This is a genomic window from Faecalibacterium hominis (ex Afrizal et al. 2022) (genome assembly GCF_049545105.1).
GTDB classification, from domain to species: Bacteria; Bacillota; Clostridia; order Oscillospirales; family Ruminococcaceae; genus Faecalibacterium; species Faecalibacterium duncaniae.
Window position 1 is genome coordinate 1,324,843 of the sequence record NZ_CP186860.1, and the last position, 18,902, is coordinate 1,343,744.

The following is an 18,902-nucleotide window of genomic DNA, read 5'->3' on the forward strand; positions in this document are numbered from 1 at the left end:
ACTTACAGAATGTTGGACTTCTTCAGCAGAACGCGGACGGTATCGGTGGGCTGTGCGCCGTTGGCGATCCAGGCCTTGGCCTTCTCAGCGTCGATCTTCACCTCAGAGGGCTCCTGGTTGGGATCGTAGGTGCCGATCTCCTCGATGAAACGGCCGTCGCGGGGGAAGCGGCTGTCAGCAACAACAACACGATAGAAGGGAGCCTTCTTAGCGCCAACGCGGCGCAGACGAATCTTAACTGCCATGGTAAATATCCTCCAAAAATGTTTGTGCCCCGTTTGGGGTTTGATTAAATCTATCTGTACAACCCCTGCGGGGTGTATACCATTGTTATTTGAAGCCACGGAAGGCATTGGGGTTGCCCATCATGCCGCCCAGGCGGCGGGCAAAGCCCTTGGGGCTCTTCTTGAACTGCTTCATCATCTTCTGCATCATCTCAAACTGCTTGAGCAGCTTGTTGACATCCTCCACCCGGGTACCGCTGCCCGCTGCAATGCGGCGCTTCCGCTTGGGGTTGATGATAGAAGGCTTTTCACGCTCTTCCTTGGTCATGGAATAGATCATGGCCTCGATGCGGTCAAAGGCTTTCTCGTCGACCTGGCTGGCATCAATGCCGGACATACCGGGCATCATGCTCAGCATGGCACCTGCACCGCCCATCTTGCGGATCTGCGCAAACTGGGCCAGCATGTCGTTCATATCGAACTTGTTTTCCATCATCCGCCGGGCGGTCTCTTCTGCGGCCTTTTCATCGGCGGCATCCTGTGCCTTCTCAATGAGGCTCAGCACATCGCCCATGCCCAGGATGCGGCTGGCCATGCGGGAGGGATGGAACACTTCCAGATCGTCCAGCTTTTCGCCGGTGCCCTGGAACTTGATGGGCTTGCCGGTGACGCTCAGCACCGAAAGTGCCGCGCCGCCGCGGGTATCACCATCGGTCTTGGTCAGGATGATGCCGTCGATGCCCACCGTCTCGTTGAAGGTCTTGGCAACATTCACAGCGTCCTGACCTGCCATGGCATCCACCACCAGCAGCGTCTCGTCCACGGGGACAGCTTCCTTGATCTGCACGAGCTCCTGCATCAGGACTTCGTCGATCTGCAGACGGCCGGCGGTATCCAGAATCACGATGTCGTTGCCGTAATCCTTGGCGTGAGCCAGCGCCTTGCGGGCGATTTCCGGGGGCTTGGCACCCGGCAGTGTGAACACGGGCGCACCTGCCTGCTTGCCCACCACCTGCAGCTGATCGATGGCGGCGGGGCGGTAGATATCGCAGGCCACCAGCATGGGGCGGCGGCCCTGCTTGATGAAGTATTTGGCAAGCTTGGCTGCGTGGGTCGTTTTACCGTTGCCCTGCAGGCCGCAGAGCATGATGATGGTCTGACCCTTGTTCTTGACGATCAGGCGGGGGGCCTCCTCGCCGCCCATCAGGGCAACCAGTTCTTCGTTGACGATCTTGACCACCTGCTGGGCGGGGGTCAGGCTCTCCATGACCTCCTGACCCATGGCGCGCTCGGAGACCCTGGCACAGAAATCCTTGGCAACCTTGTAGTTGACATCGGCTTCCAGCAGGGCCATCCGCACCTCGCGCATGGCGGCTTTGATATCGGCCTCGGTCAGCTTGCCGTGGCCGCGCAGCTTTTTGAACACACCGGCAAGGCGGTCGGTCAAAGATTCAAATGCCATGTTCGGTGCTCCTCTCAAAATAGTAATGGTGTCAGCTCTCGTTGACTTCATCGATGGAGCGGATCAGCCCCAGCATCTTGTTCAGCGTTGCTGCATACTCAGTGGTGGTGAGCCTGGCATAAGGGCCGGTGCACTCGAACCGCGCGTCAATGACCAGCTGTTCCAGTTCCTCCAGCTTTTCCTGCACCCGGCGGTAGCGGCCTGCAAAGCCCACCTTGGCTTCCAGTTCTTTCAGGGTGGTCTCGCCATGCTTGATGGCATCCCGTGCGCCCTGACGGGTGATCCCGAAGTTTTCCCCGATCTCACTGAGGGAGAGGTCGTCGTTGTAATACTGGTTCAGCATCTCGCGCTGCTTGGGCGTGAGCACCTCGCCATAAAAATCGAGCAGATAGCCCATTTCAAAGTCTTTTGCCATGATGCGTTCTGCCCTGACCTCCGTTTGTTGTAAAGTTCATTTGCTTTACATACGGAGTATAGCAGACATTCTTTTCCTTGTCAAGGCTTTTTTCCATCACTCTGCTGATTTTTCGGCAGGTTTTTCTCCATTTTGTCCAATTGCGGCTTGACGCTGGGCACAGGATGCGCTACCTTATAGGTATTAAACCTCTCAGTCAAAGCCCGATGCTTTGCCAGCTCCCCCAACATGGGAGCCTCCGGCATGGCAGACAGTTCTGTGCTGACTGCTCAGGTTTGCGTAAGGGAGGAGTTTCGTGGCAATCTATCCAAACATCTACCAGACCCTGGTTCCCTGTCCGATCGTGGAGCTGCGGGGCTATCTTGCCGCCTGCGGGCTCAAAGGGCGACTGTATGCTTACCTTGATTATAATGGGCCCACCGGCACGTCCCGCGATTCGGTGGCCGAGGGGATGCTGGCCCTTGCGGCGGAAAAGCACAAGCTGCTCCCGGGCCAGCCCATCATTGAAGCGGCCTCCGGCTCCTTTGCCATGGCACTGGCCCTTGCCGGGCGGACGGCGGGCCACCCCGTGGTGCTGACCATGCCGGAGGATGCCCCGGCCCTGCGGCAGGAATACCTGCTCCGGCTGGGGGCGCAGATCCTGCATTCCCCCGCCCAGCGGGGCCTTGCGGGGGCCCGGGCGCTGGCAGAGACCACCGCCGCCGAAAAAGGCTGGTACTATATGAACTGGCTTGCCAACGACGATAACCCCGAATACCACCGCCGGGTGACCGGCCCCGCCATCGTGCAGGCCATCTCCCGGGAGGGCCGCAGTCTCGTGGACACCATCACCGTCGGCGTGGGCAGCGCGGGCACCATCACCGGCGTAGGCGAGACCATCAAGGCCTGGACCAACGATGTCCGCATCGTGGCTGTGGAGCCCTTTGAGAATCAGGCTCTGGGCGGCGGCTTCACCGGCGGGCACGGCATCCCGGATATCGGCTATGGCATCGTGCCTGGCAATTACAACGCCTATGTTGTGGATAATGTAGCCGCCGTTACCAGTACCGATGCCAACCGCGCTGCACAGCGGGTCCTTGCCACCGATGCCATTCCCGCCTCCCCTGCCGCCGGTGCAGCCCTCCACGCCGCTGCACAGCTGATTGCCACCGGCACCAGCCGCTCGGCGCTGGCCATCTTCAGCGGACGGCAAAATTTAAGTTTTTGATGTTGTTTTTCGCAGGACGGCGGGGAGTTTCCCAAAGCAAGTGTCCGCTGGGGTGGGACCCTGCTGCCGCAGGCAGTAGGGCGGGCGATGGAATGGCCTGCAACAACAGCGCCCGCCGCCAGTGGCGGAAACAGGAAGCTGTTGTTGGGGCCGCGGCCAGCAAGATGCGAGTGCAAGTGCACGAAGCAGATGCTGGGAGCCGCAACCCGTATTCACTTGCGTGGGAAAGCTCACCGTTGGACTGCACACTATACTTTTAAGGAAAGAGAATTCCAAATGACCAAAGATATGACGACCGGCCCGATCACACCGCTGCTGGTCAATTTCACCATTCCCCTTGTGCTGGGCAACCTGTTCCAGTTGACCTATAACGCCGTGGACAGCATCATTGTCGGCAAATTCGTGGGCGAGGATGCCCTTGCCGCCGTGGGCACCTCCAACCCGCTGATGACGCTGGCGATCCTGTTTATCAACGGTGTCTGCCTGGGTGCAGGCATCCTTGTCAGCACGGCGTTCGGGGCAGGCGACACCCGGCTGGTGGAGCGTCAGGTCTCCACCACCGCCATTGCAGGCTCCGTCTTTTCCCTGGTGTTCTCTCTGGCCTGTGTGATCCTGGCAAATCCGCTGCTCCGTCTGCTGCAGGTACCGGAAGAGATCCTTCCCATCGCTGTGAACTACCTGCGCATCGTGTTCGGCGGGCTGCTGTTCACCTTCTTCTATAATTTCCTCGCCGCTACCATGCGTGCGCTGGGCGACAGCAAAAGCGCGCTGTACTTCCTGATGATCAGTTCGGTGCTGAACATCGGCGGTGACCTGTTCTTTGTTGAGGTGCTGGATTGGGGCTCCGAGGGCTGTGCCCTTTCCACCGTGCTGAGCGAAGCGCTCTGCTGCGTGTTCTGCCTGATCTATATCCGCTGGAAAGTTCCTGTGTTGCAGCTGGGCAGGCGCTGGTTCATTTTTGACTCCTCGCTGCTGAAAAAGACCATCAGCTACGGCTGGACCAGCGCCATGCAGCAGGCCACCGTTCAGCTGGGCAAGATCGCCATTCAGGCCATCGTGAACACCATGGGTGTCAACGCCATGGCAGCCTTTGCCGCCGCAGGCCGCATCGATGACTTTGCCTATGTGCCCCAGCAGAACATCGGCCATGCCACCACCACCCTGATGGCTCAGAACCGCGGCGCGGGCAAAAAAGAGCGTGTCCGCGCCAGCTTCTTCTGCGGCCTGAAGCTGGAATTCCTCTACGCCATTTTTATCACCGCTGTCTGCTTCTTCTTTGCTGAGCCCATCATCCGGCTCTTCGTCACCGATGCCGCCGTGGTGCATCTGGGGGTGCGCTTTTTAAAGCTGGTCTCTCTGTTCTACCTGATGCCCTCGCTGACCAACGGCATCCAGGGCGGCTTCCGCGGCCTGGGCGATCTTAAGATCACCCTGAACAGCAGCACGCTCAACATGGCAGGCCGTGTGGCGGCCGCTGCCCTCTTTGTGCTGCTGATGAAGATGGATATTGAGGCCCTGCCGTACAGCTATGTTGTAGGTTGGATCCTCATGCTGGTCTATGAAGCCCCCATGATGGTGAAGTATCTGCGGAAGGGCGAGCTGTAAGCCTGACACCGCCCCGGGCAGACCCGTGTTCTCACTCTGCCCGCTCGATCTCCCGGTACAGCCAGTCCAGTGCATCAGAGATGCCGCCCAGCTGGTCGATGAGCTTCTCCTTCACGGCCTTTTTGCCGTCCAGCATGGTACCCACGTCCATCACCAGCTCACCGGTGCGGAGCATCAGCTCTGAGTAGCGCTCTGCTGTAATGCCGCTGTGGCCCGCCACAAAGCCGGTGATGCGCTCCTGCATCTGCTCGAACCACCGCATGGTCTGGGGCACGCCCAGAATCATGCCGGAGTGGCGGACCGGGTGCACCGTCATGGTCGCCGTGGGCACGATAAAGCTGCGCCGGGCGCTGACTGCCAGCGGGATGCCGATGGAGTGGCCCCCGCCCAGCACGACCGTGGCACTGGGCTTTGAGATGCTGGCAATGAGTTCTGCCAGCGCCAGCCCGGCCTCCACGTCCCCGCCCACGGTATTGATGAGCACCAGCAGGCCCTCCACAGCGGGGTCCTCCTGCACTGCCACCAGCTGCGGAATCACATGCTCATACTTGGTGGTCTTCTGGCCCTGCGGGGCCTCCACATGGCCCTCGATCTGGCCGATCACGGTCAGGCAGTGGATGGCATGAGGGCCGCGGGTGCGCCACACCGTGCCCAGATCCTCCAGCTGCTCTTTCTCCAGCCGCTGCTGTTCGGTGGTTTCCTTTTCATATTCCGGCATGTTGGCTCCTCCTCAGGGTGTTTTTTTTCAGTGTTCCCGGGGATCGAAGCAATATGCGGCGGTTAAGATTTCTTTACTTTGAAAAAAATTGGCCCAGAGGATTTGACATTCTGTCTCATTGCAGTATACTTTATGTAAGAATAAGATTGACAAGTATATATCATTATTGTTCAGAAACTGTCTTAATCGCCGGTGCACCTTGCAGGGCGCAAAGAGACCGGCATTCCCTTTGGATGAAAGGAGAACCATTTCCATGAACAATCCCGGCAAAGCTTCCCTTCCGGTGATCAAGCGCCTGCCCAAGTACTACCGCTACCTGCGGACGCTGAAGAACGACGGCATCACCAGCATCTCCTCCCGCGAGCTGGCCGCCCAGATGGGCACCACGGCCTCTCAGGTGCGGCAGGATTTCAACTGCATCGGCGACGTGAACGGCCGCCAGGGCATCGGCTACTCGGTGGAGAACCTGCTTTCCATCCTGGAGCATCTGCTGTTCGGCAACGGTGACCTGCTGCCCACCATCCTCATCGGCTGCGGCCGGTTGGGCAAGGCAGTCAGCCGCTTCATCACCACCGACACCAACGGCTACAAGCTGATCGCCGCCTTTGACAATTCCCCCAGCGAGGTGGGCAAAGAGATCAACGGCATCCAGATCTTACACGTTGACGAGCTGGAGGCCTTCTGCGCAGAGCATAAGCCTGAGGTGGCTGTGTTCTGTGTGCCCCGCAGCGGTGCGGAGGAGCTCAGCGGCCGGCTGGTCGAACTGGGCATCAAAGGCTTCTGGAACTTCTCCCACTACGACCTGTCGGTGCCCTACCCCGAAGTGGTGGTGGAGAACGTCCACCTGGGCGACAGCCTGATGAGCCTGGGTTACCGCCTGCGCAATCAGGACTGATCTATTCTTATAGCATATCACAGAAAACAGGCAGCCCTCTCCCCCCGAACGAGCAGAGAGGGTTGCCTTTTTATGAGGAGAGCAACTATGGCGAAGCTATACTTCCGATACGGTGCCATGAACAGCGGCAAAAGCACCGCGCTGATGCAGGTGGCCCACAACTACGAAGAGCAGGGGATGCGGGTGCTGATCCTGAAGCCCCAGGTGGATACCAAGGGCGGCGGCGAGCTGGTCAGCCGCCTGGGCGTGCGCCGCAGGGCTGACCTGCTCATCCCGCCCGAGGTGGATGTGTTCGAAGCCGTACGCGCCGCCTCAGCCGGGGAGCAGCCGCTGGCCTGCGTCCTCTGCGACGAGAGCCAGTTCTTTACCCCGGCACAGGCCGAGCAGCTGTTCATGGTCACGGTAGACCTGAACATCCCGGTCATCTGCTACGGTCTGCGGTCAGACTTCTCCCTCAAGGGCTTCCCAGGCTCCACCCGTCTGCTGGAGCTGGCCCACACCATTGAGGAGATGAAGACCATCTGTACCTGCGGCCGCAAGGCTACCTGCAACTGCCGCAGGGTCAACGGGGAGTTCGTCTTTGAAGGCGAGCAGGTTGCCATCGATCTGGAAAACGATGTGCAGTACGTCAGCATGTGCCCCCAGTGCTATTTCAAGGCACGGCGGGCCTTTTACGCCAAACGGAACGCACAGTAAGCGTTGATGTCCGGCAGGCACAGGAGCCGCCCTTCCTGCATGAGAGCCCGGATCTCCCAAAAGTTTTTTACAATTTTCAGAGCGCTGCCCGGCCGGGCGGCGCTCTTTTTTGCCTGCCGCCTTTCAAAGTGATATATTAGTTGTATCCAACGGCGAACGTTTTTTGCACAATTGATATATCAGTTTATAAAATAGTGATATCGTCACTTTTTTCACATGTTGTATACAACAACATACCGTCAATTTCGCAATAAGTTACAAAAACATTGCAATTTTAGAGGTTCCGCCACACTTTCTCGGCCCGTTTCTATGCAATCTATCCAACTATGCAGATTGCATAGTTTTTCGCCCCAAGTTTATTCATTTCGGCAATGCCGTCAAATCGCCGCAAATCACAAGAGCAATATTTGTTCGTTTTTTGTCCGTATCACTTCAATTTACATCTTTCTTTTTCCCATTCCTTTTGTTATCATATTTGTATACAACGAGCCTTGTGCAGTAAGGCCCGCTCGATGTTTTTTGATTTATTAGGAGGAGAACAACAATGAGCAAGGCAATTTCCCGTCGTGATTTCCTGAAGGTCACCGGTGCTGTCGGTGCAGCTGGTCTGCTGGCTGCCTGCGGCGGCAATGGCGGCGCTGCTTCCAGCACCGCTTCTTCTGCAGCCGAGGCTGCTTCCGTGGCTGGCCTGAGCAACGATCCCGTTACCCTGACCATGAGCTGGTGGGGCGGCGAGTCCCGCCACAATGCTTACCAGGAGGCCCTGAAGGCTTTCTCTGCTGAGCACACCACCATCACCGTTAACCCCACCTTCGCTGCATGGTCCGGCTGGGAGGACACCATGTCCACCAAGTTTGCAGGCGGCGTGGCTGAGGATGTCTGCCAGATCAACTGGAACTGGCTGTACAACTACTCCGGCAACGGCCAGACCTTCCTGGATCTGAACAGCGTCACCGATTACCTGGATATGTCCCAGTGGGACGACGCAAAGCTGGGTGCCTGCAATGTTGCAAATGCACAGCAGTGCGTGCCCATCTCCATGACCGGCCGTATCTTCTACTGGAACATGACCACCTTTAACAAGGCCGGCATCACCGAAGTCCCCTCCACTGAGGATGACCTGTTTGCAGCAGGCAAGGCTTTCCAGGAGAAGCTGGGCGATGATTACTATCCCCTGCACCTGGGTGCATACGACCGTATGATCCTGATGGTGTTCTACCTCGAGTCCAAGTACGGCAAGGACTGGGCAGATCCCACCACCTCTACCCTGAACTACACCGCTGACGAGATCGCCGAGGGCATCGACTTCATCAAGAGCCTGGTCGACGGCCACGTCATCATGCCGCTGCCCACCTACTACGGTGCAAACGGCGACGGTGCTACCCACCAGTCCAACGAGTGGATCACCGGCAAGATCGCCGGCATCTTCGAGTGGGATTCCGCTGCTTCCAAGTACCAGGACGCTCTGGACGAGGAGAACAAGCCCGGCTTCACCGTTGGTGAGGAGATCAAGTTCGGCGATTACAACGGCGGCTTCTCCAAGGTCTCCATGGGCATGGCCATCACCAAGACCTGCAAGAACCCCGCTGAGGCTGCTACCCTGATCGAGTACCTGTGGAACGGCGACGGCGCTGCCATCATGGGCTCCGAGTGCGGTGTCCCCGCTTCCAAGGCTGGTCTGGCTACCGCTCAGGCTGCCGGTAAGATCAACGAGCTGGTCGCCGAGGCAAACGGCAAGGTTATGAGCTTTGTTTCCTGCCAGCTGGATCCCCTGTTCGAGTCTTCCGATCTGAAGGCTACCGGCACCGGCATCTATCAGGAAGTGTTCGATACCGTTGACTACGACAACAAGAGCGGCGCAGATGTTGTTGACACCCTGCTGGACGGCATGTCTGCTGTTGGCTACACTGTCTGATCTTCTTTGCTGACCTGAGTTAAGCTACATATCAGGGGCATCGTCCACCCGTAGGCCCGATGCCCCTTTTTTCTCAGGTACAGGTTACAATTCTCTGACAAATCTGTTGCCAAAGTGTGACATAAGGTTTGTTGCACTGATTTTCACCAAAGGAGGATCCCCGGATGAAAGAAAGCAAAGCGCCCTCTCTCGGGCGTACCCCCGCACAGAAGTTCCTGGATAAGTGGCAGGGTCTGATCTACCTGATCCCCTGGATCATCGGCTTTATCGTGTTCAAGGCCATCCCCTTCGGTCAGTCGCTGTATTACAGCTTCACCGACATGAACTTCTTCAACGGCATCCACCAGTATGGCGTGATGAATTACGTCACCGCCTTCTCTGATGCCAAGGTCACCAAGGCTCTGGTCACCACCTTCAAGTACGCGTTCGTCACCGTGCCCCTGAAGCTGATCTTTGCCCTGTTCATCGCATACATCCTGAACTTCAAGATCGCCTGCGTGAACCTGTTCCGTACCGTTTACTACATCCCGTCCATTCTGGGCGGCTCCGTTGCCATCGCCGTGCTGTGGAAGGCCGTTTTCCGTGATGATGGTCTGGTCAACACCATCATCCGCGCCATCACCTTCGGCCACGCACAGGGCCCCTCCTGGCTGAGCGACCCCAACTATGCGCTGTGGATCATCTGCTTCCTGCGCATCTGGCAGTTCGGCTCCGCCATGGTGCTGTTCCTAGCCGCCCTGAAGGGCGTGCCTGCAGACCTGTACGAGGCTGCCACCATTGATGGTGCCGGTAAGTGGAAGCAGTTCTTCTCCATCACTGTTCCCATGATCACCCCCATCATCTTCTACAACCTGGTCACTCAGATCTGCCAGGCTTTCCAGGAGTTCAACGGCCCCTTCATCATCACCAACGGCGGCCCGCGCAACTCCACCACCCTGATCTCCATTCTGGTTTACAACTACGCCTTCAAGTCCAACCAGATGGGCATGGCTTCCGCTCTGGCCTGGATCATGTTCGTGATCGTCTGCATCCTCACGATCATCGCCTTCACCAGCCAGAAGAAGTGGGTCTACTACTCGGATGAAAGGTAAGGTGTGACAGTATGGGAATGAAAGCATCCAACGCCATTGCGACGTTTTTTAAGTACTTTGTCCTGATCCTGGTTGGCCTGATCATGATCTATCCCCTGCTGTGGATGGTCAGCGCCACCTTTAAGGACAACAGCGAGATCTTTGCAGGCATCGGCCTGTGGATCAAGAACCCCACCCTGGAGGGCTACCGGAACGCGCTGAACAACTTCGGCGGTTCCATCAACATCCTGCAGGCCATGCTGAACACTTATTCTTATGTTCTGCCCAAGGTCATCTGCACGGTGGTCTCCTCCTGCATTGCAGCCTACGGCTTTGGCCGTTTCGACTTCCCGGGCCGGAAGATCCTGTTCAGCATCATGCTGGCCACCCTGTTCCTGCCCCAGGTCGTTCTGAACGTTCCTCAGTTCCTGTTGTACACCAAGTTCGGCTGGGTCAACAGCCCGTTCTATCTGGCCATCTGGGTCCACACTGCATTTGCAACTGAGACCTACTTTGTTTACCAGCTGGTGCAGTTCATGCGCAATGTCCCGCGCGATCTGGACGAGGCTGCCGCCATTGATGGCTGCAACTCCTTCCAGACCCTGTACAAGGTCATTGTCCCCATGCTGATGCCCGCTCTGGTGTCCTGCGCACTGTTCCAGTTCATGTGGAGCTGCAACGACTTCATGGGCCCCCTGCTTTACGTGCAGACCCCTGCAAAGTACCCCATGTCCCTGTTCGTCAAGCTGTCCATGGACGGTGATACCGGCTTTGCCTGGAACCGTATCCTGGCCCTGTCCCTGATCTCCATCCTGCCGCAGCTGATCGTTTTCTTCTGTGCACAGGATCAGTTCGTCGAAGGTATCTCCGCCGGTGCTGTCAAGGGCTAAGCACCCCCTCTGCGGACAGAACCATTGACTTTCGATGAATAAGCAACGCCCCCTGTGCTGTGCACAGGGGGCGTTGTTCTTATCCGCGGTGGCTCTTGCGGTATTGCAGCGGCCCCGTTCCCATCGTCTCGCGGAACACGCGGCGGAAATGGGCGGCGGAGGCAAAGCCGGTCTGCTCGGCCACAGCGCTGATGTTCAGGTCGGTGCTCTCCAGCAGGCGCTGGGCAGCCTCAATGCGGCGGCCATTGATGTAATCCACAATGGACTGGCCCGTGACCCGCCGGAACAGGCGGCTCAGGTAATAGGGCGACAGGTAGAACCGCGCAGCCACATCTGTCAGGGAGAACTTCTGCTGGTAGTTGGCTGCAAGGTAAGCGCAGATCTGCTCCACCGTCTCGTTGCGGGGGCGGATGTCCTGCCTTTCACTGCGGCACTCCTGCTCCACATAGTGCAGGATGAGGGCCAGATAGATCATGCCGGGGCTTTCCGGCTCGCTTTCGGCGCTCTGCATCATGCCCAGCAGAGTGCGCAGGCGGCCCGACCACTGCACCGGGCCGTACAGGGCCGTTTGTGCTCCCGGCTCAAACAGCGGCATAAAATCCCGCTGCATCAGGTTCTTGAGCACCGGGAGAACGCCCGCCGGGAACCGACAGCCGATGAGCTCAGGGGCAATGTGGCCCGCCTGCTGCAGCAGGCCCCCGCCGGGGCCCAGCAGCAGCACACAGCCCGGGTTCACCAGCAGGCTCTCACCGCCCCGCACCAGCGTAAAGCTGCCGCCGGACACCAGAATGATCCGGCAGATCTCCTCCTCCTCAGCCAGCTCATACTGGCCGGTCTGGAACCGCAGCGCCGTTGCCGTTACCCGGCCGCTCCATTTTTCCCGTTCCGCTTTCATCCGCACACCCCATTCAACAGTTTCTTTTTCTCAGTGTACCATGCCCGCCACCTGCGGGCAACCCCCTACTCAAACACACTTTACATGGTCAAGTGTAAAACATGCCCGCCACCTATGGGCAACCCATAAATCTTTCAACATCCAAGGAGGCATCCTGTTTATGAAGCTTTCCCTGATTCGTTCCATGACCCGCAGTGCCGTGTTCGAGCTGGAAAACGGCCTGTGCTACCGTCCGGCACATCCCTTCACCGTCCAGCTGAACGGCGAGACTGTTTACACCGCCTGCGAGACCAACGTGTTCTCCCTGTTCAGCCTGCTGCCCGGCACCTCCTACACGGTTGCCGTGCAGGCTGAGGGCGAGACCCTGACCCTCGATTTCACCACTGAGGCCGAGACCTTCTTTGTAGACGCATCCCGTTACGGCCTGGTGGCCGACGGCACCACCGACAACACCGGCAAACTGCAGGCCGCCCTTTCCACCTGCCCCAAGGGCGGCACGGTCTATCTGCCCGCCGGGCGCTACCGCACCTCCAGCCTGTTTATGAAGAGCTGCACCACCCTCTACCTGGAAAAAGGCGCTGTGCTGCTGGGCGACAACGACCGCACCCACTACCCCATCCTGCCCGGTGTCATTCCCAGTGAGAATGAGGTGGATGAATACTACCTGACCGGCTGGGAGGGCAACCCGCTGGACAGCTTTGCCGGTCTGCTGAACATCACTCAGGTGCACGACGTGGTGGTGACCGGCGAGGGCACGCTGGACTGCGATGCCCAGAACGGCGACTGGTGGATCAACCAGAAGGTCAAGCGGATCGCATGGCGGCCCCGCGCGGTGGCTGCGGTGGACAGCGAGAATGTCTGCCTCCACGGCATCACAGTGCAGAACAGCTACTCCTGGACCATCCACCCCATCTTCGTCAAGCACCTGGACCTGCTGAACTTCAACATCAACAACCCCTACAACGCCCCCAACACCGACGGCATCGACCCCGAGAGCTGCGAGTACACCCGCATCATCGGCGCGAACATCCACGTGGGTGACGACTGCATTGCCATGAAAGCCAGCAAGGTGTTCCTGGGCATGAAGCTGAAAAAGAGCTGCGAGCACACCATCATCCGGAACTGCCTGCTGGACAAGGGCCATGGCGGCATCGTCATTGGCAGCGAGATGAGCGGCGGCGTGAAGGATATGGTGGTGACCCAGTGCCTGATGGACCACACCGACCGCGGCCTGCGGGTCAAGACCCGGCGCGGCCGCGGCAACACCGCCGTCATCGACGGGCTGGTGTTCCGCAACGTGGAGATGCGCGGTGTCAAGGCTCCCTTTGTCATCAACATGTTCTATTTCTGTGACCCGGACGGCCACGGTCCCTATGTCCAGTGCCGTGATGCTATGCCGGTGGATGAGTACACCCCCAGGCTGGGCAGCCTGACCATGGAGGATATCGTGGCCACCGATGCACAGTTCGCGGGCTGCTACTTCGACGGCCTGCCTGAGCAGCCCATCGAGCGCATCTCCATGAAGAATGTCACCATCACCTTTGACCCCAATGCCGAAGCCGGTCAGGCCGCCATGGCGGACAACCGCCCCAACGTGAAAAAGCTGGCCATCTACGCGGAGAACGTCAAGGAGATCGACCTGCACAACGTCAAGATCACCGGCTACGAGGGCGAGCGCCTGCGCTTTGCCAATGTCGGCCATTTCGAGGAGGACTGACCCATGACCCATGAAGAAATTCTCACCCTGCTGGGCGACTATGTGGACTACCTGATCGCCAATTCCAGCGCCGAGGCCCCCATGTGGAACATTGAAAAAGTGCGCAGCGGCAAGCCCAACAAGTGGAACTACATCGACGGCTGCATGATCACAGCCTGTCTGAGCCTGTACAAGACCACCGGCGACGAGAAGTACCTGAGCTTCTCCAGGGACTTCATCGACTTCTTTGTGCAGGAGGATGGCTCCATCAGGACCTATGACCCCAAGGAGTACAACCTGGACAATGTGAATCAGGGCAAGAACCTGTTCACCCTGTACGACATCTTCGGGGACGAGAAGTACCGCCGGGCCATTGACACCATCCGCAGCCAGCTGCTCACCCAGCCCCGCACCAAGGAGGGCAACTTCTGGCACAAGGATATCTACCCCTGGCAGGTCTGGCTGGACGGCACCTACATGGCCCAGCCCTTCTACATGGAGTACGAGACCCGCTACAACAAGATGCAGGGCTGCATTGACAGCTACAAGCAGTTTATGAACATCAAGAAGCACATGCGGGACGAAAAGACCGGCCTGTACTACCACGGTTACGACGAGAGCCGCCAGATGTACTGGGCTGACCCCGTGACCGGCTGCAGCCCCAATTTCTGGCTGCGGGCCATGGGCTGGTTCATGGTGGCCATGGTGGATGTGCTGGAGCGGATGGACGAGCAGCTGTACAACGAGTACCGCGGCATCATGGCCATGCTCAAGCAGACCATTGAGGATGTGCACAAGTTCCAGGACGAGGAGACCGGCATGTTCTGGCAGGTGATGGATCACCCCGGCGTGGAGGGCAACTACCTTGAGACCAGCGGCACTGCCCTGTTCGCCTATGCGGTGCTCAAGGGCGTGCGCCTGGGCTACCTGCCCAAGCGGATGGCTGCCTGGGCTGAGAAAGCCTTCTACGGCACCTGTGACAAGTACCTCTCCAAGAACCCGGACGGCAGCCTGCAGCTGGATGGCATCTGCCTGGTGGCAGGTCTGGGCGGCAAGGACCACCGCGACGGCTCCCTGGCCTATTACTTCAGTGAGCCTGTGGTCTGCAACGATGCCAAGGGCGTAGGCCCCCTGGTGCTGGCCTACACCGAGATGATCGCCCGCAGGTAATACACGATACAGCAAAAAGCGAACCGCCATGGTGACAGTTGCCATGGCGGTTCGCTTTTACACTTTTTTCTTCGAGCACCCATCGTCCGGGTGCACATTCAGTATACCCGGACAGGTGCCCCCTGTAAAAGGTATCTTTTGTATTGCTGTGATATGTTTTTTGTATGGCTCACACTTCCGTGTGGGAGGCCGCGCCGCTGTCCTCATTTTCCTCATCGAGGTCAGGGCCGGTGCCCTCGTCCAGATCAAGGCGCAGGCGGTCGCTTTCCTCATCGGTCAGGTCCCGTTCCTGCCGGGCATCGTATTCGATCCAGAACTCCCCCCGGTGCAGGGCAAAATCAAAGGCTGCCATCAGGCAGGCCCCGCCAAAGGCGCTGATCATCAGCACGATGCAGAGGAGCACCGAGAGGAAATCGTACTTCCAGCGCTGGGGCCTTGCGGCAAAATACAGCACCTCGCACCCCAGCAGGATCAGCCCTGCCGCCGGGGCGATCTTCAGCGCAAGCTCCCAGTTGAAATGCGGCACAAAGAAATAGCAGAGGAACAGCACGCCGCAGACGATCAGGCAGACTCCCAGCGTCAGGGTGCCCACCCGGCGCACCGGGGCACTCTCCGGGGCTTTGGGGGTCGGGCGCACTGTTGTGTTATTCTTCTCGTCCATCGTCTTCATCCTCCGGGTCAAGGGTCACCTCACCGGTCGTATCCGGCTCTGCCTTGCGGGCAAAGCGATCCAGCAGGCTGGGCATCTTCTTTTCGGGCTGATACTCCTGAAAATCGGTTTCCTCCAGGGCGGCTTCCGGGGCAGCCTTCTTTGCCCTGGGCCCACGCACCAGCCAGATGCCGCACAGGATCAGCGCCACGCAGAGCACAACCTCGGGCAGTTGATCCATCACCAGATAGATGGCCCGCCACACCGGAGCCTTCTGGCCCCAGCGCCACAGGATATCGCCCAGCGTGTTCATAATGATCTGCTCGTAAGCGATCAGCGCACCGATGGCGATCAGGCACCAGCCCACCAGCTTGTGGCTGTCCATCATCATCCGGGCAAGGCGCTTGTCCTGCGGGTCGAAGTGTACCAGATAATCGTCCTCCGGGGCGGTGCCCATGCTGATCTGGGCACGCAGATTGAAGGTGTCGAAAAAGCTGTACATGAACACCACCAGCAGCGTAAACACGACGGGCGGGATCAGTACGGATGCCATGCCGATGGCAGCAGCCATCAGCACCAGCGAAAGGCCGCGCTTCATATATCCCTGATACATCTGGCCTGCGCCCGGGATAAAGGCGAACAGCAGGGTCAGGATGCCATTTTTCTTCATAATCGTTCCCTCATTTCTCAGTATTCGGGGCATTGCCCGCAATCTTATCGGTCACATCCGTGAGCAGCTTGTGGAGCAAAGAGGAGCCTTCGCCGGCATAACGGCGGTCCTGTTTTGTCTCCACGGGTCTCCCCAGCTGTTCCGGCGCGGCCTGCGGCCGGTCGTCCTCAATGGGGCGGTATTGCGGGGTGTCCTCCGGAGCCGGGTCGTTCTGGCCGGGTTCCCAGAGCTGGCTCTGGTCGGTCTCCAGCACGGTCTCCCGCCCGGCACCATACTGGATGATCTGCTGCAGCGCCCCGCTCCGCCACAGAGTCAGGGCCAGCACAGCAGCCACACCGGCCACAGCAGCCCTGCCGTAGGTATTCTGCATCAGGCGGGCCCAGATCGTGCCCATCACCGCGCCCTGCACGCTCCTTGGCGGTGTTTCCAGTGCATCGGCGGTCAAAAGGGCCGTGTATCGGTCCATGCACTGGTCACAATAGGAGAGGTGTTCGGCGGCTTCCAGCCTGCCCAGCTCATCCAGCTGGCCGTCCATCATGGCCCGGAAGCCCGCGTCGGTCATGCAGCCATCTTCACGAAACAATTCCATCTTCGCTCCTCCTTTCCTGACGGATCTGCTCCGCCAGCATTTTCTTTGCCCGGTAGATCTGCGCCTCCACCGTCTTTTGGGGCCTGCCGCAGAGGGCTGCCGCCTCGGCGGCGGTGCGGCCCTCCAGCAGCATCAGGCGGCAGGGGGTGCGGTACGGCTCCCGCATCCCCAGGATCTTCCCGGTCAGGGTCTCCTCGCTCATGGCATCCAGCACCTGCTGCTCCGGGTCAGAGCCGGGCGGCGCGCCTTCCAGTGCAAGGATATCATCTCCCGGGGTGTTCACCCGGCGCACCCACGCACTGCGCAGGTAGTCCTTGGCTTTGTTGGAAGCGATACGCGCCAGCCACTGCTTTTCGTACCCGGGCGGGCAGCGGTCAATGGCCCGCCATGCGGCCAGAAAAGTCTCCTGTGCCAGATCCTGGGCATCGCCCTCGTCCGGCACCAGCTGGTGGCAGACCGTGTAGACCAGCCCCTGATACTGCCGCACCAGCGCATTGAATTCCAGTGTTGTCAACGGTCCGCATCCCTCCTTTCCTGCCGCTCTGTAAATGAATACGAGGCAGAGCGCGGTTTTCCTGCAAAAATTTTGAAAAAAAAAAAAAAAAATGGATCAAACCTCTCAGGCGCTTCGCGCCAGTACGGGTTGCGGCTCCCAGCATCCACTTCGTGCTGTAAACAGCACTCGTATCTTGCTGGCCGCGGCCCCAACAGCAACGCCCTTCATCCGCCACTGGCGGCGGTTGTTGCTGTTGCTCCTAGTAGGGGAGCCCTTGGCATAATGGGCAAGTCTCTTTTGCAAAACTTCAAGTTATGCTATACTATTACTACTATAGCACAAGAAGGAGGCGTTTTCCATGGGGGGAAGCACCAAACAGGCCCTGCTGCAGGCGCTTTCGGCGGCAGAGGGAGCCTATATCTCAGGCCAGCAGCTGGCCGAAGCGCTGGGCGTGAGCCGCGCGGCTGTCCACAAGGCGGCACAGGCGCTTTCGGCCCAGGGATACGCGCTGGATTCCGCCCCGCGCCGGGGCTACCGGCTGGCAGGCGGTGACCCCTTCTGCGCCGAAGCAGTGGGCCCCTACCCCGCCCCCATTCACATCTACGACACGCTGCAAAGCTCCAACCTGACGGCCAAGCAGCTGGCACTGGGCGGTGCACCCCACGGTACGCTGGTGCTCACGGCCCATCAGCAGGCGGGGCGCGGGCGGCTGGGGCGGCGGTTTGAAAGCCCTGCCGGGAAGGGGGTCTACCTCTCCCTCATCCTGCGGCCCGCCCTCTCTGCCGCCGATGCCCAGAGTGTGACCATCAGTGCAGCGGTGGCCGTGGCCCGGGCTGTCAAGGCCCTGTGCGGGCTGGAACTGGGCATCAAATGGGTGAACGACCTTTACTATCAGGGCCGCAAGGTCTGCGGCATCCTGACCGAAGCCGGGACCGACATGGAGAGCGGCCAGCTGGAATGGCTGGTGGTGGGCATCGGCCTCAACTTGACCACCTCCCCTGCCGATTGGCCCGAGGAGCTGGCCCGCACGGCGGGCAGCCTTTACCCCGGCGGGCCCGCACCCGTGAGCCGGGCAGTGCTGGCCGGGGCCATTGCCCGGGAGCTGCTCTCCCTCTGCCCGGCCTTCGACTGTCTGGACGAGTACCGGGCCCGCTGTTTTGTGCCGGGCCACTGGGTCACTGTCTGCACCGGGGCCGAGACCTATGCCGCAAAGGCCCTTTCCATTGACGATGCGGGCCGTCTGGTGGTGGAGCGCGAGGGCGGCAGACAGGTTGCCCTGCAGCATGGTGAGGTCAGCATCCGGCCGACAAGGACAGGGTGAGGTGGATTGTCAAGGAGGAGAGGTCGTCCTCAAAAAAAAAAAAAAAAAAAAATTCCCAGTCAGGTGAAAGGATTCCTCATTTTTTGCATTATAGGAAGTAGAAGAGTATAAGCCCCCATACCACCCAGCCGGGAGACCGGCGCAAGGAAAGTGAGGAATCTCCTATGAAGAAACGACTTATCAGCCTTCTGGTGGCGCTGTGCATGGCGGTAACGCTCCTGCCTGTGTCGGCAATCACAGCGTGGGCGGAGGAAGGCGGCTCCACCTTGAAACCTTTACAAATTCGGTCTGGTTATCCGGTTCTCGATGATATAACTCC

The 18,902-nt window shown here is 59.2% G+C and carries 19 protein-coding genes; 10 read left to right on the forward strand and 9 right to left on the reverse strand.

Features of this window, described 5'->3' with window-relative positions:
- Nucleotides 1-2 precede the first annotated feature (2 nt).
- The 3 genes from rpsP to ACKXGA_RS06395 all read right to left on the reverse strand — a co-directional run bounded on the left by rpsP (nucleotide 3) and on the right by ACKXGA_RS06395 (nucleotide 2,101).
- Nucleotides 3-245, reverse strand: coding sequence for a 30S ribosomal protein S16 (gene rpsP / locus ACKXGA_RS06385; RefSeq protein ID WP_035394752.1), 243 nt, complete (start codon nucleotides 243-245; stop codon nucleotides 3-5).
- A gap of 85 nt (nucleotides 246-330) precedes the next feature.
- Nucleotides 331-1,686, reverse strand: a complete 1,356-nt coding sequence (ffh, locus tag ACKXGA_RS06390; RefSeq protein ID WP_423730296.1) for a signal recognition particle protein — start codon at nucleotides 1,684-1,686, stop codon at nucleotides 331-333.
- Nucleotides 1,687-1,717: 31 nt separating this feature from the next.
- The gene (locus tag ACKXGA_RS06395) at nucleotides 1,718-2,101 is read right to left on the reverse strand and encodes a sigma factor-like helix-turn-helix DNA-binding protein (RefSeq protein ID WP_035394754.1); all 384 of its coding nucleotides are present in this window, start codon (nucleotides 2,099-2,101) and stop codon (nucleotides 1,718-1,720) included.
- A 295-nt stretch (nucleotides 2,102-2,396) separates the two neighbouring features.
- Here ACKXGA_RS06395 and ACKXGA_RS06400 point away from each other — a divergent pair, with 295 nt between their 5' ends.
- Complete coding sequence (locus tag ACKXGA_RS06400; protein ID WP_097771498.1) at nucleotides 2,397-3,308, forward strand: pyridoxal-phosphate dependent enzyme; 912 nt, start codon at nucleotides 2,397-2,399, stop codon at nucleotides 3,306-3,308.
- A gap of 276 nt (nucleotides 3,309-3,584) precedes the next feature.
- Nucleotides 3,585-4,913: an MATE family efflux transporter gene (locus tag ACKXGA_RS06405; protein ID WP_423730297.1), complete on the forward strand. Its 1,329-nt coding sequence runs from the start codon at nucleotides 3,585-3,587 to the stop codon at nucleotides 4,911-4,913.
- A gap of 31 nt (nucleotides 4,914-4,944) precedes the next feature.
- Here ACKXGA_RS06405 and ACKXGA_RS06410 read toward each other — a convergent pair whose 3' ends face one another.
- Nucleotides 4,945-5,631, reverse strand: coding sequence for a ClpP family protease (locus ACKXGA_RS06410; protein ID WP_207697335.1), 687 nt, complete (start codon nucleotides 5,629-5,631; stop codon nucleotides 4,945-4,947).
- Between the two features lie 253 nt (nucleotides 5,632-5,884).
- Between ACKXGA_RS06410 and ACKXGA_RS06415 the strand changes: the two genes are divergently transcribed.
- From ACKXGA_RS06415 to ACKXGA_RS06435, 5 genes are all read left to right on the forward strand, one after another.
- The gene (locus ACKXGA_RS06415) at nucleotides 5,885-6,526 is read left to right on the forward strand and encodes a redox-sensing transcriptional repressor Rex (RefSeq protein ID WP_005934937.1); all 642 of its coding nucleotides are present in this window, start codon (nucleotides 5,885-5,887) and stop codon (nucleotides 6,524-6,526) included.
- A gap of 87 nt (nucleotides 6,527-6,613) precedes the next feature.
- Entirely contained in the window at nucleotides 6,614-7,222 is a 609-nt protein-coding gene (locus tag ACKXGA_RS06420) for a thymidine kinase (RefSeq protein ID WP_005934938.1), read from the forward strand.
- Between the two features lie 544 nt (nucleotides 7,223-7,766).
- Nucleotides 7,767-9,137 (forward strand): ABC transporter substrate-binding protein, encoded by a 1,371-nt coding sequence (locus ACKXGA_RS06425; RefSeq protein ID WP_423730298.1) that lies wholly within the window; start codon nucleotides 7,767-7,769, stop codon nucleotides 9,135-9,137.
- A 164-nt stretch (nucleotides 9,138-9,301) separates the two neighbouring features.
- Complete coding sequence (locus tag ACKXGA_RS06430; RefSeq protein WP_097771503.1) at nucleotides 9,302-10,228, forward strand: carbohydrate ABC transporter permease; 927 nt, start codon at nucleotides 9,302-9,304, stop codon at nucleotides 10,226-10,228.
- A gap of 11 nt (nucleotides 10,229-10,239) precedes the next feature.
- On the forward strand, nucleotides 10,240-11,097 hold the full coding sequence (locus tag ACKXGA_RS06435) for a carbohydrate ABC transporter permease (protein WP_097771504.1): 858 nt from the start codon (nucleotides 10,240-10,242) through the stop codon (nucleotides 11,095-11,097).
- Nucleotides 11,098-11,176: 79 nt separating this feature from the next.
- On the opposite strand, the gene ACKXGA_RS06440 is transcribed toward ACKXGA_RS06435, so the two are convergent.
- Nucleotides 11,177-11,992 carry an AraC family transcriptional regulator gene (locus ACKXGA_RS06440; protein ID WP_117505867.1) on the reverse strand — a complete coding sequence of 272 codons (816 nt, stop codon included), beginning with the start codon at nucleotides 11,990-11,992 and terminating at the stop codon, nucleotides 11,177-11,179.
- Nucleotides 11,993-12,152: 160 nt separating this feature from the next.
- On the opposite strand from ACKXGA_RS06440, the gene ACKXGA_RS06445 reads away from it, so the two are divergent.
- Together ACKXGA_RS06445 and ACKXGA_RS06450 are read left to right on the forward strand one after the other, a co-directional pair.
- Complete coding sequence (locus tag ACKXGA_RS06445) at nucleotides 12,153-13,709, forward strand: glycoside hydrolase family 28 protein (protein WP_423730299.1); 1,557 nt, start codon at nucleotides 12,153-12,155, stop codon at nucleotides 13,707-13,709.
- A gap of 3 nt (nucleotides 13,710-13,712) precedes the next feature.
- Nucleotides 13,713-14,858 carry a glycoside hydrolase family 88/105 protein gene (locus ACKXGA_RS06450; protein ID WP_423730300.1) on the forward strand — a complete coding sequence of 382 codons (1,146 nt, stop codon included), beginning with the start codon at nucleotides 13,713-13,715 and terminating at the stop codon, nucleotides 14,856-14,858.
- A 169-nt stretch (nucleotides 14,859-15,027) separates the two neighbouring features.
- On the opposite strand, the gene ACKXGA_RS06455 is transcribed toward ACKXGA_RS06450, so the two are convergent.
- The 4 genes from ACKXGA_RS06455 to ACKXGA_RS06470 are packed head-to-tail and all read right to left on the reverse strand — an operon-like array spanning nucleotide 15,028 to nucleotide 17,280.
- The gene (locus tag ACKXGA_RS06455) at nucleotides 15,028-15,519 is read right to left on the reverse strand and encodes a hypothetical protein (RefSeq protein WP_423730301.1); all 492 of its coding nucleotides are present in this window, start codon (nucleotides 15,517-15,519) and stop codon (nucleotides 15,028-15,030) included.
- Nucleotides 15,503-16,177, reverse strand: a complete 675-nt coding sequence (locus ACKXGA_RS06460) for a hypothetical protein (protein WP_423730302.1) — start codon at nucleotides 16,175-16,177, stop codon at nucleotides 15,503-15,505. Before ACKXGA_RS06460 ends, ACKXGA_RS06455 begins: the two co-directional genes overlap by 17 nt.
- Nucleotides 16,178-16,187: 10 nt before the next feature.
- Nucleotides 16,188-16,766: a hypothetical protein gene (locus ACKXGA_RS06465; protein WP_423730303.1), complete on the reverse strand. Its 579-nt coding sequence runs from the start codon at nucleotides 16,764-16,766 to the stop codon at nucleotides 16,188-16,190.
- Nucleotides 16,750-17,280 (reverse strand): RNA polymerase sigma factor, encoded by a 531-nt coding sequence (locus ACKXGA_RS06470; RefSeq protein WP_005934952.1) that lies wholly within the window; start codon nucleotides 17,278-17,280, stop codon nucleotides 16,750-16,752. The genes ACKXGA_RS06465 and ACKXGA_RS06470 overlap by 17 nt, the downstream gene beginning before the upstream one ends.
- A 340-nt stretch (nucleotides 17,281-17,620) precedes the next feature.
- Between ACKXGA_RS06470 and ACKXGA_RS06475 the strand changes: the two genes are divergently transcribed.
- Nucleotides 17,621-18,583, forward strand: a complete 963-nt coding sequence (locus ACKXGA_RS06475; RefSeq protein WP_423730304.1) for a biotin--[acetyl-CoA-carboxylase] ligase — start codon at nucleotides 17,621-17,623, stop codon at nucleotides 18,581-18,583.
- The last annotated feature ends 319 nt before the right edge of the window (nucleotides 18,584-18,902 follow it).